This window comes from Halomonas sp. AOP7-B1-5, assembly GCF_052353045.1.
Taxonomy (GTDB): domain Bacteria; phylum Pseudomonadota; class Gammaproteobacteria; order Pseudomonadales; family Halomonadaceae; genus Vreelandella; species Vreelandella colorata.
The window spans coordinates 26,587-44,059 of sequence record NZ_JBQTDC010000019.1; the positions used below are offsets into that span (position 1 = coordinate 26,587).

General features: G+C 56.7%; 15 protein-coding genes. 10 read left to right on the plus strand and 5 right to left on the minus strand.

What is annotated here, in order from left to right; all coding sequences use genetic code 11:
* Window positions 1–21: 21 nt before the first annotated feature.
* Window positions 22–1,044: a TRAP transporter substrate-binding protein gene (locus ACT3XD_RS10905; RefSeq protein ID WP_444280574.1), complete on the minus strand. Its 1,023-nt coding sequence runs from the start codon at window positions 1,042–1,044 to the stop codon at window positions 22–24.
* Window positions 1,045–1,292: 248 nt separating this feature from the next.
* Between ACT3XD_RS10905 and ACT3XD_RS10910 the strand changes: the two genes are divergently transcribed.
* From ACT3XD_RS10910 to ACT3XD_RS10930, 5 genes are all read left to right on the plus strand, one after another.
* Window positions 1,293–2,822, plus strand: a complete 1,530-nt coding sequence (locus tag ACT3XD_RS10910) for a UxaA family hydrolase (RefSeq protein WP_444280575.1) — start codon at window positions 1,293–1,295, stop codon at window positions 2,820–2,822.
* A gap of 16 nt (window positions 2,823–2,838) precedes the next feature.
* On the plus strand, window positions 2,839–3,831 hold the full coding sequence (locus tag ACT3XD_RS10915; protein ID WP_444280576.1) for a GntR family transcriptional regulator: 993 nt from the start codon (window positions 2,839–2,841) through the stop codon (window positions 3,829–3,831).
* Between the two features lie 70 nt (window positions 3,832–3,901).
* The gene (locus ACT3XD_RS10920; protein WP_444280577.1) at window positions 3,902–4,780 is read left to right on the plus strand and encodes an NAD(P)-dependent oxidoreductase; all 879 of its coding nucleotides are present in this window, start codon (window positions 3,902–3,904) and stop codon (window positions 4,778–4,780) included.
* 37 nt (window positions 4,781–4,817) lie between these two features.
* A complete protein-coding gene (locus ACT3XD_RS10925; RefSeq protein WP_444280578.1) occupies window positions 4,818–5,873 on the plus strand; it encodes an Ldh family oxidoreductase in 1,056 nt (351 codons plus the stop codon).
* Between the two features lie 89 nt (window positions 5,874–5,962).
* Window positions 5,963–6,871: an NAD(P)-dependent oxidoreductase gene (locus ACT3XD_RS10930; protein ID WP_444280579.1), complete on the plus strand. Its 909-nt coding sequence runs from the start codon at window positions 5,963–5,965 to the stop codon at window positions 6,869–6,871.
* Window positions 6,872–6,923: 52 nt separating this feature from the next.
* Here ACT3XD_RS10930 and ACT3XD_RS10935 read toward each other — a convergent pair whose 3' ends face one another.
* Genes ACT3XD_RS10935 through ACT3XD_RS10950 form a run of 4 tightly spaced genes read right to left on the minus strand, consistent with a single transcriptional unit; the run spans window position 6,924 to window position 11,463 of the window.
* Window positions 6,924–7,850, minus strand: a complete 927-nt coding sequence (locus ACT3XD_RS10935; protein ID WP_444280580.1) for a Gfo/Idh/MocA family protein — start codon at window positions 7,848–7,850, stop codon at window positions 6,924–6,926.
* Between the two features lie 44 nt (window positions 7,851–7,894).
* Window positions 7,895–8,665, minus strand: coding sequence for a FadR/GntR family transcriptional regulator (locus ACT3XD_RS10940; protein WP_444280581.1), 771 nt, complete (start codon window positions 8,663–8,665; stop codon window positions 7,895–7,897).
* A 31-nt stretch (window positions 8,666–8,696) separates the two neighbouring features.
* The gene (locus ACT3XD_RS10945; protein ID WP_444280582.1) at window positions 8,697–9,659 is read right to left on the minus strand and encodes a DMT family transporter; all 963 of its coding nucleotides are present in this window, start codon (window positions 9,657–9,659) and stop codon (window positions 8,697–8,699) included.
* Between the two features lies 1 nt (window position 9,660).
* Window positions 9,661–11,463: an IlvD/Edd family dehydratase gene (locus ACT3XD_RS10950; RefSeq protein ID WP_444280583.1), complete on the minus strand. Its 1,803-nt coding sequence runs from the start codon at window positions 11,461–11,463 to the stop codon at window positions 9,661–9,663.
* A gap of 323 nt (window positions 11,464–11,786) precedes the next feature.
* On the opposite strand from ACT3XD_RS10950, the gene ACT3XD_RS10955 reads away from it, so the two are divergent.
* From ACT3XD_RS10955 to ACT3XD_RS10975, 5 genes are all read left to right on the plus strand, one after another.
* A complete protein-coding gene (locus ACT3XD_RS10955) occupies window positions 11,787–12,863 on the plus strand; it encodes a TRAP transporter substrate-binding protein (protein WP_444280584.1) in 1,077 nt (358 codons plus the stop codon).
* Window positions 12,864–12,969: 106 nt separating this feature from the next.
* Complete coding sequence (locus ACT3XD_RS10960; RefSeq protein ID WP_444280585.1) at window positions 12,970–13,563, plus strand: TRAP transporter small permease; 594 nt, start codon at window positions 12,970–12,972, stop codon at window positions 13,561–13,563.
* A gap of 3 nt (window positions 13,564–13,566) precedes the next feature.
* Window positions 13,567–14,850 carry a TRAP transporter large permease gene (locus ACT3XD_RS10965; RefSeq protein WP_444280586.1) on the plus strand — a complete coding sequence of 428 codons (1,284 nt, stop codon included), beginning with the start codon at window positions 13,567–13,569 and terminating at the stop codon, window positions 14,848–14,850.
* A gap of 26 nt (window positions 14,851–14,876) precedes the next feature.
* A complete protein-coding gene (gene araD1, locus ACT3XD_RS10970) occupies window positions 14,877–15,875 on the plus strand; it encodes an AraD1 family protein (protein ID WP_444280587.1) in 999 nt (332 codons plus the stop codon).
* An 11-nt stretch (window positions 15,876–15,886) separates the two neighbouring features.
* On the plus strand, window positions 15,887–17,464 hold the full coding sequence (locus ACT3XD_RS10975; RefSeq protein ID WP_192538147.1) for an aldehyde dehydrogenase (NADP(+)): 1,578 nt from the start codon (window positions 15,887–15,889) through the stop codon (window positions 17,462–17,464).
* The last annotated feature ends 9 nt before the right edge of the window (window positions 17,465–17,473 follow it).

Genomic DNA, 17,473 nt, shown 5'->3' on the forward strand with positions numbered 1-17,473 from the left:
TTACGACAGGGCTGTAAGGAATCAGTCCTGCTGGCGGTAGCTGTCAATCGCATCCAATACGCGCTGCAAATGCTCTTCGCCCCAACGGCTTGTTAAATTGTCGTAGGCACTTTGTGCGGCTTGCTCGAAAGGCGCACGGTCGATATCTTCCACCACGTCGATTAGGCCGGAATCCTTCATGCTCTGAAGCATTTCCTCTTCACGCTCGCTCTGGATGGCGTAGTTTTCATCGGCCAGCTCGGCCATGACGTTTTTAAGCGCCTCTTGCTGATCACTATCAAGCGAGTTGAAGCGATTGCTGTTGATCAGAACCACTTGGCTTTGAAGCATGTGACGGCTCATGACAAGCTGGTCTTGAACCTCGAAGAACTTGCGTGCGTAGATAGTAGGAATAGGGTTTTCCTGGCCATCGACAGTGCCCTGCTGAAGCGCTAGATAAACCTCACTAAACGGAATGGGGGTTGCCGATGCGCCGAAGGCGTTGATCATTTCGACCCAAGCAGGAGATTCAGGCACGCGGATTTTCAAGCCTGTCATATCGTCAAGGGACTGTACGTCGGCTCCCTTGAAGGTAAAGTTGCGCCATCCCCAGTACCAGGATTTAGCCAGCGGCTGCAGACCGTATTGCTCATCCAGCTCTTCAAAAATCGGCTGGTAGGCGTCCCCTTCCAGAACATGGCGCGCCTCGTCCCAGCTTTGAAACATGAACGGCGCGTTCGATATTTCGAGGGCGGGCACCAGCGTGCTGGCGCCTGAATAACCGGGCACGACAATGTCCACCGACCCGTTGCTCGCCTGCTGAAGCAGCTGTACTTCAGACCCTAACTGCTCGCTTGGAAAGACCTGAATACTTATCTCACCGCCAGTACGCTCTTCGACCAGCTCAGGCAGTTTTGCGAACAACTCGTAGCTCGCCTCCCCCGGGTTGAAGGTATGGGCTAGCCGCAAGGTGGTGGCCGCGTTAACTGTAGACACTCCCCCCAGCACCCCGACAACGCACAGGGCCATTCCTGGAAAACACATATTTTTGGATAATGAAGGCATAGATCACTCCGTTTTTATTAAAAAATTAGCAAGCTTTGATATGGATAAATCGACTTGCTTGGTTGTTACGTGCTCAGTGCATGGAAGCAATCTAAAACAAATGAACATTGCATTCAATGACCATTATATAGGACGATAGTCTAATCGACGTGCACTGCCTGCTTGTTAAAGTGCATCCGTAATGATTGCTTTTAGCTTGCGCCTACCCCGTGCATTGAAAGCCTTAAAAAAACAGCTCGAGGTAAACGATGAATCTCATCAACTCTCCATCCGTTATTATTCATCTCAATTCGCGGGACAACGTAGGCGTTGCCTCAAAAGCCGTACCTAAAGGCATTCCGATCGATAAGAACGGCACACTCGCCCAGGAAAATATCGATGCGGGCCATAAAGTTGCGCTCACCCGTATCCATAAGGGCGAGGCCGTCTTCAAATATGGCCAGTTGATAGGGCTCGCCGCACGGAATATAGAGCCCGGCGAGCATGTGCATACCCACAACCTCACCATGATCGAGCTCGATTCGTCGCTGGACGATTTCAAGGCGCACCCGAGAACAGATACGGCCAGTCACGCCCGAACGTTTCAGGGCTTTCGGCGCTCAGACGGTGGCGTAGGCACACGTAACTACATCGGCATTCTTTCCACCGTCAACTGCTCCGCCACCGTTGCCAAAGCCGCAGCGGATGAACTAAACCAGTCCGGCGAGCTGGATAAAATGGGATTCGATGGCGTTGTAGCCATTACTCATGGCTCCGGTTGTGCCATGAATACCGACTCGGAAGGTTTCGACTTTCTCGAACGAGTCATTGCAGGCTATGCCCAGCACCCCAACTTCGCGTTTGTCCTGATCATTGGACTTGGCTGTGAAACCAACCAGGTCAAGACACTGGTCAAGAGAAAAGGGCTGGAGGATGCCTCTCGTCTGGCCTACTTCAACATTCAGGATGCCGGAGGGACCCGTAGCAGCATCAAGACAGCTTGCGGTCACATTCTGGAGATGGCCGCGCAGCACGGTCAACAAGAGCGCACACCCGCGTCTATCGAGCACCTGACTGTTGCTCTTCAGTGCGGGGGGTCAGATGGTTATTCGGGCATTACCGCGAACCCGGCGCTTGGCCATGCGGCGGACTTGATCGTGCAACACGGGGGTAGCGTCATACTCGCCGAAACTCCGGAAATTTATGGGGCTGAAAACCTGCTGATTGACCGAGCAATCAACGAGAACGTTGCGCAAAAACTGCTCGACCGTATCAGTTGGTGGAAACATTATACTGAGATAAACGGTGCCGAGTTGAACAACAATCCCTCCCCGGGCAACAAGGCCGGCGGGCTATCCACAATTCTTGAAAAATCGTTGGGGGCGGTTGCCAAGGGCGGCACATCGAGCCTCAACGATGTCCTGCTATACGCAGAAAAGATTTCAACTCGCGGGTTCAACTTCATGGACAGCCCCGGGTACGATCCCATTTCCGTGACAGGCCAAATAGCCTCGGGATCCAACGTGGTCTGCTTTACCACAGGACGGGGCTCGGTATCGGGTTTCAAGCCCGCACCTTGTCTCAAGATGGCAACCAATACCGCCATGTATGAGAAAATGCACGAAGACATGGATATAAACTGTGGCGTGATCGTTGATGGCACCGACAGCGTGGAAAGCGTTGGCGAGCAAATTTTCGAGCGTATCATCACCATTGCCTCGGGCGACATGAGTGCCAGCGAGTCGCTTGGTTACGGTAACAACGAGTTCGTCCCCTGGCTGGTAGGCGCCGTCACCTGATCATTAACGAGAGCAATTGACTGACTATGATAAATGGTTATCCATGACAAGAACGCTGCGCGACCAACTGTATACAGCGCTCAAGCAAAGTATCGTTGAAAAGCGACTCGAACCTGGGCTAGTGCTTCTTGAGGGCAACATTGCAACTCTTTTTGACATTAGCCGATCACCTGTGCGGCAAACGCTGAGCCAACTGCATAAGGAGCGGTATATTTGCCGCTTCGAGGGACGCGGCTATCTCGTCGGCGCATCGACGAGCGAGATAGTGCGGCGCTCACTTAGCGAGCGTGATTTTAAGCAGTTAGGCTACGCGCCCAAGGTTGATCGCACCGTGTCCTGGCGGGCGCATATCGACAGCGTGGAACACGATGTCGTTCTATGCTCGATCAAGGGAGCTTTTGAACTCAATGAACTCCAGCTCTCCAAGTCACTGAATGTCAGCCGAACGGTCACCCACCAGATTCTTCTCTACCTGCAGTCAATCGGCTTGGTCGAGAAGACGAAATATAATAGCTGGGGCGTGGTACCGCTGGATGATCAGCGACTGCACAACCTTTATGAAGCGCGCCGCCAGCTTGAGCCCTACATGATCGAACGTGCCGCTGCGCATATACCTGAAAGCACGATTGATGGCTATATCGCCAAGCTCGAGCATGCAGCCCAAAGCTACCCCGACATAGAGAGCGAGCTGCTGGATGAGTTGGAGAATGACCTTCACCATAGTGCGGTGAGCCTAGGTGATAACCAAGAGGTCATGAACATGCTACGGCGTACGCATCCTATTTTGCTGGTCAGCAAGCACCTGCTCGGCCGGGTACTCAAGCTCCCCGACCAGGACCCCTTCTTCGACGAGCACTTGTGGATATTCGAAAAAGTGCGTCAGCAGCAACCTTTGCAAGCGAGTAAGGCACTGGCGAGCCACCTAGAACACTCGGAGTCCAAGGTGCTTGGCCGGCTGATCAATTTTCGAGAGTCGGGGGATATCGACATACCGCTTTATTTACGCTAATAACTCAGCTGGCATCGGCAGCTGAGTATACGGAAAGCCTTGACGGCCCAAAACGATAGAGGAACTAATAATGACAACTTCACGGTCTATCGGCTTTATTGGCACAGGCATTATGGGTGCCCCTATGGCCGGGCGCTTGGCCAAAGCAGGCCACCAGGTGCGTGCCTGGAACCGAACAAAAAGCAAGGCCGACAGCCTGGAAAGGTTGGGTGTCGAGACAGTGGAAAAGCCTGAACAGGCAGTCACCGAAAGCGACGTTGTGATCGTTATGCTCAGCTCAGGGCCGGTATGCGATGAACTGCTGTTAGGTGCAGGCGGCCTGCTCAACGCCATGCAGCCCGGCGCCACCCTGATCGTCATGAGCTCCATCCCGGTCGAGACGGCACGCCACCAAGCTGAAGAGGCCGCAACGTATCAGATCCACTATTTGGACGCGCCGGTATCCGGCGGTGAGCAGGGCGCAATTGATGGCACCCTGGCCATCATGGCGGGCGGGGACTCCGCAAGCTTTAAAGCTGTTGAGCCTATCCTCTTGTCGCTCGGCAGGCCGGTACATGTTGGTCCAGCGGGTAGCGGTGAGCTGGTCAAGCTTGCCAATCAGATGATCGTGGCCAACAGCATTGCTACCGTGGCCGAAGCCATATTACTGGCAGAGCAAGGGGGAGCTGACCCTGCGCAGATGCTGAATGCGCTGGAAGGCGGCTTTGCCGACTCGACCATTCTGCGTATCCACGGCCAGCGCATGATCAAGGAGGATTTCACCCCCGGCGGACCAGCGAAATGGCAATTGAAAGACACCCAGACCGCCATGGCCTTAGCCCAAGAATTGCAGCTTAAGCTACCCGTATCCTCGTTGGTCAACGGGCTTTATGAAGCGCTTATCACCCAGGGAGAGGGTGACCTTGACCATAGCGCCCTGATACGCCAGCTAAGACGCCACAATCAATAATCGTTCGCCCACCCATAACGCCGGGAAAATAAACACAATGAGCCAACATTACGATGTCCAGGAAATAACGCGATTCAGCACTGCCTTACTTGTAGCCGCAGGGCTTGATGATGATAAAGCCAATGCCGTTGCTGAGATACTTGTTGAAGGCGACCTGATGGGGCATACCACTCACGGGCTGCAACTCCTTGCGCCTTATCTTGAGGAAATTCAGTCAGGTCGCATGCCGGTCACCGGCGAGTATGACCTTATTTCCGAACGTGCCGCCGTACAGACCTGGGATGGTCGTTACCTGCCCGGGCCGTGGCTGATCCTCAAAGCCATGGAAGCCGCTGAGGCCATGGCGCGTTCCTGCGGTACCGGCACGGTGGTGATTCGCCGCTCGAATCATATTGCCTGCTTGGCTGCCTACCTAAAGCGTGCCACCGATCAAGACCTTGTGGTGGTGATCGAATCATCCGACCCTGCAACTAAATCCGTTGCCCCCTATGGCGGATTAGAGGCGACCCATACGCCCAATCCTATCGCCGTGGGCTATCCGACTGATTCAGGGCCTGTGCTTTTGGATGTCAGCACATCCATTACCACCAATGGCATGGTGGGGCGGCTTAATAAGCAAAATAGCCGCTTGCCTTACCCGTGGCTTAAAGACAACCAGGGCCAGGCGACCGATCGTCCTGAGGTACTTTTCGAGGAACCCAAAGGCAGCATTATGCCCATCGGCGGGCTAGACCACGGCCACAAGGGCTACGCACTCGGGCTTATGGTGGAAGCCTTGACGTCTGGCCTGGCTGGGTTTGGGCGCGTCCAGGCGCCTTCGCAGTGGGGTGCATCAGTCATGGTTCAGGTGCTGGACCCGGAAGCTTTTGGTGGACTTGAAGCGTTCAAGCGTGAAACCGGCGCGCTGGCCGATGCGTGCCGTAACAACCCCGTTGCCGAAGGCAGCCCTCAGGTACGCATTCCTGGAGAGCGTGGACTTGACCTTCACAAGCGCTACTCACAACAAGGCGTTCCGCTTCCTGAGGGCGTTCCCGAGGCGCTTCACGGTTGGTCAGAGCGTTTAGGCATTGCTTTCCCTCAGGCACGCAAATAACTGCTTTCTGCTTAAGTTCAGGTTCAGGTTCAGGTTCAGACAAGTGAACGTTATCTAGGATGTCATCAAATAACTGACCGGAGGTCATCATGAAACAGGAACGTATCGGATTCATCGGGCTCGGCTTAATGGGCAAGGAAATGGCCCGCAATATAGTGCGTAACGGCTATCCACTAAGCGTTATGGCTAATCGCAATCGTGCGCCGTTAGAAGTGCTCTCTGCTGAGGGTGCAGTTGAAGTCGCTAGCGCCGCCGAGATGGCCAAAACCAGCGATATTGTGTTTATCTGTGTCAAAACCTCCGAACAGGTTAGCGAGATTGTCACCGGGGCCGATGGCTTAATGGCCGGCGCTCATGAAGGGCTGATTATAGTCGACTGCTCTACCGCCCATCCTGAATCGACCGAGCGCCTTGCTGAAAACGTCGCGGAGCAGGGAGTCACACTGGTTGATGCACCGTTAGCTCGCACGCCGCGCGAAGCCCGCGAGGGGCGGCTCAACGTCATGCTGGGGGGCGATGCCTCAACGGTTACGCGCATTACGCCGGTCATCGAAAGCTTCGCCGAGAATATCTTTCATGTGGGTGCCGTCGGGTCAGCGCATAAGCTGAAGCTGATTAATAACTTTCTGTCGCTGGGTGCGGCGGCACTGGTTAGCGAAGCCGCGACCATGGCTGCCGGAATGGATGTTCCGCAGGATAAGCTGCTGGAAATCTGTTCTCAGGGCGGCGCTAACAGCGCCATGCTGGCTCCGGTTATGGAGTGGGTGCTGCAAAAAGAGTGTACAAAACTGCAATTCAGTCTTGTGAATGCAGAAAAGGACATGCGCTACCTGTCTGAAACATTAAGCGATTACCGGCTAACATCCAATATGCTTCCCCCTCTGTGCGAGCTTCTAACGCGGGCTCGAAATGACGTGGGGGAAGAGAGCTTTGTTCCCCAAGCTTACGACAGCTGTATGCAGCGTAATGGTATGGCCTCAGACGGCAACAAGCACTGAGATAGGCTACCTCACTATCGCGGCTTAACTTTCCACCGCGATTTGGCAGCGTTCACTCCACAAACGCGTCGGTAGCCTCGCGGTGGCCATATAAAAACGCGTCAGCCACTTGGCGTAGTGGCGCCACATCCACGTCACTACGCCCGCTGGCGACAAGCTCAACAAAGTGGTTATAAAGGCCTGCATACTCGCGTTCCTCCTCATCCACTATCAGCTCGTCGTTAATCAGCAGGCGCCGTCCGCCCTGGGTCAGGCTCAAACGACCGTTATCCGCATTGATGTGAATATCCCAAGTTTGTGGGCCGGTTTGGCGAAAATCAAAGGTCGCCTCAATCACGGCGCCACCTGGATCGGTAAAAGCCAGTTCAGCGGCAATCGGCGTCTGGCAATTAGTCGGTATCCATAACTGTGCCTGGCGCAGGAAAAACGCCTGGGGAAGAATGCTGGTGACGATTGAAAGTGCGTTGATACCTGGATCAAACACCCCCATCCCGCCCGGCTGCCATATCCATGCCTGGCCTGGGTGCCATACCCGTACGTCTTCTTTCCATTCGATCTCAACGCGATGAATCTGGCGCGCTGACAGCCACTGCTTGGCTTTTGCAACACCGGGGGCAAAGCGTGAGTGCCAGGCGGCAAACAGGCTAACGCCCTGCTCGGTAGCCAGTGAAATCAAGCTTTCCACTTCACTGAGCGTGGCCCCGGGCGGCTTTTCTAGCAGCACGTGCTTGCCACGCAGCAACGCCAGACGCGCCTGAGAGTAACGCAGGTGCGTCGGCGTACAAATCGCGACGGCGGTGACTTCAGGGTGGGCGTCAAGCATCGCGCCCAGGTCTTGATAGGCGGGGACATCCGGTAACGCAGCGTAAGGGTCTGCCGTGGCAACAAGTTGGCAATGCGGGATGGTGGCTATCGCCGGGAGGTGCTGGTCGTGAACGATTTTGCCCACACCCACTAAACCGAGGTTGAAGTCAGACATATACTTGCCTTTGTTTTAATGTAAGAGCTTAACGAAAAATGAATTCAGAAAGCAGTGTGGGGTAGCTCAACGCTGCGCCCTAATGAGCTGACGCTATGCTCAAGCCCTAGCGCTTCTGCCGTGCCCGCCAATACCGCCTGAGCTGCCAGAAACGCCTCGCGGGGACGGCGCAGCCGAATGCTCTCCATCAGCTGGCGATGACGTTCCAGGCTCTCTTCCGGATCAGAGGCACTTTCATTCGACATCGAGACCAGCAGGTAGATCGAGGGCCGCAGGATATGCGACAGCTGCGCCCAGACGATATTGTGGGTCGCCTTGAAGATCGCCTCGTGGAAGGCAATATCACACTCGCTGTGTAAACGCCGCTCTTCTTGGCAAGTCGCGTTGCGCAGGTTCTGGCCCAGCCCTTCAAAGGCCTCTTCGATGGCCACTAAATCTCGTGCCTTGGCGCGCTTGGCGGCAGTCATCGCCACATAGGGCTCAACATCCAGGCGAAATGCGAGGATTTCGCGCTGAATATCGGGATTGGGCGCTGCATAGCGGGTCAGCCAGTCGGTCACCTGCACATCGAGAATATGCCACTCTGAGTACTCACGCACCTTGGAGCCGTGGCCTGAGATACGCTCGATAATGCCCGCCTCCACCAGTTGGCGCAGATCGCTACGCACCGCCGAACGGTTAAGCGCAAAGCGTTCGCATAGATCCAGCTCACGTGGCACAAAATCGCCAGGGCGATACCGCCCGCCGAAGATTTCCTCGGCAAGGTATTCAGCGATACTGGGACGAGCCAACGGCTTACTGAGAGATGATGTCACTGCGATAAGACCCTATTTCAATTCCAGCCAATCATAACGTACTTGATCGGTCTACGGTGACGGGTGGCGTTGTTTCAGCGACGGCTATAGCTTCAAGCCCGGCGCGATGCCTAAGCTCCAACCGCCTTTCATAAAGACCTTTAGCGCTTAGCGTGCCAAGCACCAGGGCGCCGCCCACCATGGCGACAGGTGCAGGCTGTTCAGCCAGAATCCACCAGGCCAACAGCGTGCCCACTACGACTTCCAGCAACAGCAGCAAGCCGACTTCAGCGGAAGGCAGATACAACGGACCGCGCTGTAACAGCGTGACACCGCAAGGCACAATGAACAGGCAAAGCAACACCACCACGGCAAGCTGGTTCGTGGCGGGTAAGGACGGCTCGCTCCCCGCCAACCAGAAAAGCCCTGCCGCGCTTCCCACGATAAGGCCGTTGAATACCAGCATGGGGCTCATATCCACACCCGGCCGCGTACGGCAGAGGGTAAAGTTAATCGCCAGGGTCGTCGCCGTTACCAAGGCGAAAGCGTTGCCAACCCAAGAGCCTGCGCCTGAGTCATCTAGCGCAATCATGGCAACACCCGCCATGCACAAACAGATCGCAAGCCAAGTACGTCGGGGCAAGCGCTCCTTGAGAATGAACCAGGAGAGCACCGCGGCGATCAGCGGCGCGCTGGCCAATATCATCAACACGTTGCCTGCTTTGGTGTACTGATTGCCAAGCACAAAACCGCAGGTTGTCAGGCTGAACAGTAGCGCCACGGCGATACCGGTCCAACCACAGCGACGATAGGCCGCCAACGTACCGCGGCCATAACGCGCCAGGGCGATTAGCAAAAAACCCAGCGCGGAGAGAAAGCCACGCCACATGAGTATCTCGGCATCGGGCAGGTCGGCTACCTTGATCAGCAAGGCATCCGGCGCCATGATCATCGCGCCGCCACCGGTCAACAGCAGCCCCTGCTGGCGATGCGACAGGGCGCTAAAGCGGCTCATGCTAGTGATTGTCTCTGGGCGGATGCTGGCGGGCCACATCACGATACTTGGGCGCAGATGCCAAGGTCATGCCGCGATCCAGCGGCTCGACCATGCTGCGCTGAATCTCCTGCCAAGGGGTCTGGTGACCCGGGTAACGGTAGCCGCCCTGCTGAGTCAAACGCTCGCGGCGGGCCTCCAGCTCACCCGCGTCAATCAGCAGCTGAACCTCGCCACGTTTGAGATCAACCCGTAGCCGATCACCGCTTTCAAGCAGCGCCAGCCCGCCCCCCGTTGCCGCTTCCGGAGACGCGTTCAAAATCGACGGTGAGCCCGATGTGCCCGACTGACGTCCATCGCCCAGGCACGGCAGCGACTCAATGCCCTGTTTGATCAGCGCCTCGGGAGGCTGCATATTGACCACTTCCGCGCCGCCGGGATGGCCCACCGGGCCAGCGCCACGCATCACTAAAATGGTGCGGGCGTCGATATCCAGCGTCGGGTCATCGATACGCGAGTGGTAATCTTCCGAGCCATCAAACACCACCACTTTGCCTTCAAACGCCTCAGGATCGCTTGGGTCATTCAAAAAGCGCTCACGGAAATCCCTTGAAATAACGCTGGTTTTCATCAGTGCGGAGTCGAACAGATTGCCCTTGAGATTGAGAAACCCCGCATGCGCCACCAACGGGTCGTCGTAGTGACAGATCACGTTAGTATCCTGGGTTTCCCGGCCCTGCAGATTATCGCCCAGAGAGCGGCCATTCACCGTCAGCGCATCGCCGTGCAGCTTGCCGGCCCCCTGAAGTTCATGGAGGATCGCGGGTACGCCGCCCGCGCGGTGAAACTCTTCACACAGAAAAGCGCCAGCGGGCATCACGTTGGCCAGCAGCGGAATTTCATGACCCAGGCGCTGCCAGTCGTCGTTATTCAGCTCAACACCCGCGTGGCGGGCAATGGCGTTGATATGTACCGGCGCATTGGAGGATCCACCCATCGCCGAGCAGGCCACGATGGCGTTCTCAAATGCTTCGCGGGTCAGAATATCCAGCGGGCGCAGGTCTTCCCAGACCATATCGACAATGCGCACGCCAGTGCCATAGGCCACCATCGCGCGCTCTTTATAGGGCGCGGGGATGACCGCCGAGCCCGGCAGGCTCATGCCCAACACCTCAGCCATGGAATTCATGGTGGACGCCGTGCCCATGGTATTGCAGTGGCCAATGGAGGGCGCTGAGTCGCTGGCGCGGGAAAGGAATTCTGCATAATCGATATCCCCTGCCGCCAGGCGCTTGCGTAGCTCCCAGATAATTGTCCCCGAGCCGACCCGCTCGGCGCCCCGCCAACCGTTGAGCATCGGCCCACCGGACAGCACAATGGCGGGGATATTCACCGTTGCCGCGGCCATCAATGCAGCAGGGGTAGTTTTATCACAGCCCGTGGTTAGCACCACGCCGTCCAACGGATAGCCATGGAGCACTTCCACCAGACCCAGGTAAGCGAGGTTGCGATCCAGCGCCGCGGTAGGCCGACGTACATTTTCATGAATAGGATGCATGGGAAATTCAAACGGCACGCCACCCGCCGCGCGGATGCCATCCTTAACCCGCTTAACCAGGTCAATATGGTGACGGTTGCACGGGGTTAAATCAGACCCCGACTGGCAGATGCCAATAATCGGTTTACCGCTGGTCAACTCATCCAAGGTAATGCCGTAATTGAGATAACGCTCAACGCACAGCGCCGTGGTGCCGGGATGGTCAGGGTTATCGAACCAGTAGCGTGAACGCAGCTGCTCAGGGGTTATTCGATGAGGGTTGGCCATAGCTACACTCCACGCCTAAAGTAAAGATAAACGTCAGTAGGCGTGCCTAAGCCACCCAACAGCCCTACTAACATTCTCAATTAAATAATCTCCTTTAAACATAAGGAGAGGGTTGCCATGACGGTACGCGTTCTCTGCCGAATCGTCGATACATACAAAAGTATATGTTGAACATATGCTCAAAACGTTAGACATTCAGTGCAGGGCTGCGGCGCTTACCTCATTAGAGAAGTGCCGCACAAACATAACAACAACCACGTTGCAGCTCGCTTGCAAGATGCTCTTAGCGAAGCGGTCTGCAGTACGCCAGGAGAGTGATAACGATGCATTATCTTTGGAAGCGCACCCTGTTAATGACCGGTGCTACGCTGCTTAGCTCAGGTATGGCTTACGCACAAACACCCGATCTTTCTGACCCGCCCGAGATCGAAGGCGGCGTCGTAGGCGATCACGGCAGCGTGACCCTACGCATGGGGCTTGGCCTGGCTGAAAGCTCGCCTCAGTACATCTCCAGCCAATATTTTGCGGATATTCTCGACCAGCGCAGCGAAGGAAGAATCAGCGTCAACATCTTCCCCAACAGCCAGCTTGGTGATGACGTGCAGATGATGGAAATGCTCCAGACCGGCACGCTGGACATGACCTACCCATCGTCCTCCCCCGCTACCGGCTACGTTGAAGAGCTATCAGTTTTCGATCTACCGTTCCTGCTCCCTACTCGTGAAGCCGCTATCGAGGCCATGCGTAGCGACGCCGCTCAAGAGATGCTCGACGCGTTTGATGGCACTGGCATCAAGGCGCTGGCCTTTGCTGAAAACGGCTTCCGTCAGCTTTCCAATAGCGCACGCGAAGTTTCATCGCCGGAGGATGTAGCTGGTATGGACGTTCGCGGTCTTTCCGTACGCACCATGGAAAACCCCGTTCACCTGGCTATCTGGCAGGCACTCGGCGCCAACCCGACACCGATGGCCTTCGGTGAGCTGTTTTCAGCCATGGAGCAGGGCGTTGTCGATGGCCAGGAAAATCCCTGGAGCACCATCCTGACGTCCAATTTCTATGAAGTGCAGGATTACGGCTCCGAAACACGCCACGTTTATACCCCCTTTATCAAGATGATCTCCCAGCGCACCTGGGACCGCCTCGATCCTGAATATCAGGAGCTGGTCCAGGAGGCCGCTCTGCAGGCCGCCGATTATGAAATCCAACTCTCGTCTGAATACGATGATTGGGCACGCGACCAGCTTGAAGAGCGTGGTATGCAAATTACCCGTCTTAATGACGAGCAGATAGCCGCTTTCCAGGAAGCCGTACAGCCCGTTTATGACGAGTGGGCACCGCGTATTGGTGAAGACTTAGTGGCAGAGTTCCAGCGGCTCGCCGGATCGACAGCAGCCCAATAGGTATCCGCTGATACTTCGGATTGCTCTCGTGCGCATTTTCCACGATTAGACCATGCAAGAGGCAAACGCCTCTTGCATGGTTGTTACCTGTCTTTTCGGAGAGCTCATGGACACACCTGATACTCCCATTCCGGATACCGCTGCCTTCTTCGACGACCCCCAGCGCGAGCCGCTGGAGATCGATACCGGGCAGCGCCGCGGTCCTGCGCTGTTTCGTTGGTTGACACTGGCGATGGAGCACGCGATTGCGGCTCTGCTGGTAGCGCTCATTGTCTCGGTGTCTGCCAACGTGTTGGGCCGCGCCGTATTGAATCACTCGCTGCCCTGGGCCGATGAGCTGGCACGTATGCTGTTTATCTGGCTGATTTTCCTGGGCGCCGCGGCGGCCTTTGCCCGCTACGAGCATATTGCGGTGGATATTTTAGTGCGCAGGTTAAAACCGCGCGCCGCCCATGCGCTGTATCTGTTTCAGCATCTGGTGATCACCGCGTTGATGGGGGTCATCGTCTGGGGCGGGTTTCTGGTGATGTCGCGTGCCTCCGGGCGTACCGCGATTCTTGGCGTGCCATGGAATATCGTCAATGTTTCGCTGGTCCTTTGCGCTGCCTTTATTGCCGCCGTAGCTATCTGGCGCGCCTGGCAAAGCATTTTGCAGATACGCTCGCCGAACGTCATGCCCACTGCTGATGGAGAACGTTAGACCATGCTATGGATTTTTCTAGGCATTCTGTTCGCCTCGCTGGCCCTGGGCTTACCCATTGCCTTTGGCTTAGGCGTTGCGGCCGTGGTGATGGCGCTACTTTCGGATATACCTCTGTCCATCATGATTGAGCAGTCAATCCGTGGGGTAAACAGCTTTCCCCTGTTGGCCATACCGTTCTTTATTTTGGTAGGCGAAGTAATGAGCAACGGCGGCATCGCCCGCCGCTTAATGGAGCTTGCCGGGGCTTTGGTCGGTTTTGTACGCGGGGGGTTGGGCCAGGTCGCGATTACTGGATCAATGTTCTTTGGCGGTATTAGTGGTTCTGCCGTGGCCGATACGGCCGCGACCGGCGCGATGATGATCCCTTCCATGACCAAGCAGGGCTACACCGCTCCGCAAGCCACAGCGATCAATACTGTCTCCTCGGTCATCGGCATTATTATTCCGCCCTCTATACCTCTTATTTTATTCGGCATTGTGACTGAAACCTCGATTAGCCGCCTGTTTATCGCCGGTATCGTGCCGGGGATATTAATTGGCTTTGGGCTAATGGCCACGACCTTCATCATGGCCACCATCGGCCATGCCGGGCAGACCCGCAAGTTCCGTTTCGACGTGCTGTGGCAAGCGTTCAAGGCAGCGTGGCTTGCCCTGGTGCTGCCGGTGATCGTCATCGGCGGGATTATCGGAGGCGTATTTACCGCCACTGAGGCCGCCGTTGCTGCGCTGCTCTACTCGCTGTTTATCTCGCTGGTGATCTACCGCGAATTCCACATTCGCGAGCTGTGGGGCATGTTGATTCGCACCGCCCGCTTGACCGGGATGGTGTTACTTCTGCTGGCCTTTGCCACCGTCATCGCTTGGTTTCTGACTATCAATATGGTGCCGCAAACGCTGGTTACCCAGGTTCAGGCAATCACCCAGGATCCTTTCCTGCTGCTATTGATCGTTGCGGGCTTGCTGCTGCTCGTGGGGTTCGTGATGGATTTAACCCCCGCCATGGTAATCATGGCGCCGATGCTGACCCCTATCGTCACCTCGGTAGGCGTTGATCCGGTCTACTTCGGCGTACTCATGGCATTCATTCTGGGTATTGGTCTTTTAACCCCGCCGGTGGGCACGTGCCTTTACGTTGGCTGTGGGGTTGGCAAGGTTTCCATGGAGCAATTGGTGAAAGCCATGCTGCCCTACTACGTTGCCCTACTGGTGGTACTGGTTATCTTGATTGCCTTCCCCGGCATTGTGACGTGGCTACCGGATCTCACCGCAGTGCGCGGCAACTAATCACCGACATTATATAAGGAAATCACATGCGCTTGATTCAGTACCTCGACCGGAACCAAGTTCAGGTCGCTCTGGTAGAGGATGCCCAGACCGTACGCCCAATTACGATCGAAGGCGGCGCCTACGCATTGGCCAAGGCCGCTATCGCCGCTGGGGAGTCGCTTGAGCAAGCCATTAAATCACGGCTTAGCGACGCTCAGGTTGATTATCAAGCGTTGATCGACGAACAACGTCTGCTACCGCCGCTCACTCATCCCGATCCCGCCCACTGCCTGGTGACCGGCACCGGGCTTACCCACTTGGGCAGCGCCGATACGCGCTCCGCCATGCATGCCAAAACCCAAGTAGCGGAGGAGGAACTGACGGATTCAATGCGCATGTTCAAACTCGGTGTCGAAGGCGGAAAGCCTGCTGATAACGCCGAAGGGTCGCAGCCGGAATGGTTCTACAAAGGCGATGGCGACTGCATCGTTGCGCCGGAAGCAGAAATGCCCTCCCCTGGTTTCGCCCAGGATGCAGGTGAAGAACCTGAGCTTGCCGGGCTCTATATTGTCGCTGATGATGGCACGCCGTGGCGGATCGGCTACGCTGTAGGTAATGAGTTTTCCGACCACGTTACCGAGCGCTTTAACTATCTGTGGCTGGCGCATTCCAAGCTGCGTGCTTGCAGCATCGGGCCTGAACTGCTGATCGGCGAGCTTCCCGCCCACCTCGAAGGCACCAGCCGCATCGTGCGCGATGGCCAAACGCTGTGGGAAAAGCCGTTTTTAACCGGTGAAGCCAATATGGCCCACAGCCTCGCCAACCTTGAGTACCACCATTTCAAATATCCCGGCTTCCGCCGCCCAGGCGATATCCACGTTCACTTCTTCGGCACCGCTACGCTTAGCTTTGCCGACCAGATCCAAACCCGCAATGGCGACCGCTTCGAGATTACGCTTAACGACTTTGGCCGCCCGCTACGTAACACGCTACGTATGCCAACCAATCACAAGCACGAGAAAACCACCATCAACGCGCTTTAACAGGAGGCTACATGACACTGCAAGGCACACTGCTTATCGGCCAACAGGCCGTCACCGGTTCTCAAGCCGATATTGTTGCCGTCAACCCCGCCACCGGCGAAACGCTGCCGCCGCGCTATCCCGGTGGCAGCCGCGCTGAGGTTGAGAAAGCCTGCCAGCTTGCCGAGACGGCATTCAACCAGTACCGCGAAACGTCCCTTGAAGCGCGCGCTCACTTCCTGGAAACCATTGCCGATGAGATTGAGGCCATTGGTGCTGATTTGACTCAGCGAGGTGTGGCGGAAACCGGCCTGCCTGAAGCACGCCTTGAAGGCGAGCGTGGCCGGACCTGCGGCCAGCTACGACTGTTCGCCTCGGTGGTACGCGCAGGCGAATGGCTGGATTTACGCTTTGATCCGGCGCAGCCTGAGCGCCAGCCCATGCCGCGTGCCGATTTACGCCAGCGCCATATTCCTCTCGGCCCCGTGGCCGTATTTGGCGCCAGCAACTTCCCGCTGGCCTTCAGCGTTGCCGGGGGCGATACCGCCTCGGCACTCGCGGCGGGCTGTCCGGTAGTGGTCAAGGGGCATTCTGCCCACCCCGGTACTTCTGAGCTGGTAGGACGCGCGATTCAACGCGCCGCGGCCAAGTGCAAAATGCCAGAAGGGGTCTTTTCGCTGCTGTTCGGTTCAGGCCGTGATATTGGCCAGGCGCTTGTCTCGGACCCGCGTATTAAAGCGGTCGGCTTTACCGGCTCGCGTAGCGGCGGCATGGCCTTGATGGCGACGGCTCAAGCCCGCCCCGAGCCGATTCCCGTTTATGCAGAGATGAGCAGCATTAATCCGGTATTCCTGTTCCCCGAGGCACTGAAAGCCCGTGGTGCGAAAATTGCCGAAGGCTTTGTGGCCTCGCTGAATATGGGCGCAGGCCAGTTCTGCACCAACCCAGGCTTGGTGATTGGTCTTAAAGGTGCCGATCTGGATGCGTTTGTTACTGCGGCTGGAGAAGCGGTTAAAGCCAGCGGCGCCCAAACGATGCTGACGCCCGGCATTCATGAAGCGTACCAAAGTGGCGTATCCGCCCTTTCGGGCCAGCCAAGCGTGAAGGAAGTGGCGCGCGGCCAGGCAGGCAGCGGCCCGCATAGCTGTCAACCAGGCCTGTTTGTGGCTAGCGCCCAGGATTTTCTGACCGACGACGCCCTACAAGGCGAAATTTTTGGCGCGGCCTCGCTGGTCATTGAGTGCGCCGACGCGCAGGAGATGCAGCGTGTCGCAGAGCAGATCGAAGGCCAGTTGACCATTACCCTGCAAATGGACGATAGCGACCTGGAGGCCGCCAAGGCGTTGCTGCCGACACTCGAACAGCGCGCCGGCCGCCTACTGGCCAATGGCTGGCCTACCGGGGTTGAAGTGGGTCACGCCATGGTGCATGGCGGGCCTTTCCCGGCAACGTCTGATAGCCGCACTACGTCCGTCGGCAGCGCTGCGATTTATCGCTTCCTGCGCCCAGTGTGCTATCAGGACCTGCCTGCTGGCTTACTGCCTGAAGCATTGCGCGACGATAACCCGTTTAACGTTTCGCGACTGGTCGATGGCAAGCGAGAGGGCTAGCCCCGACAA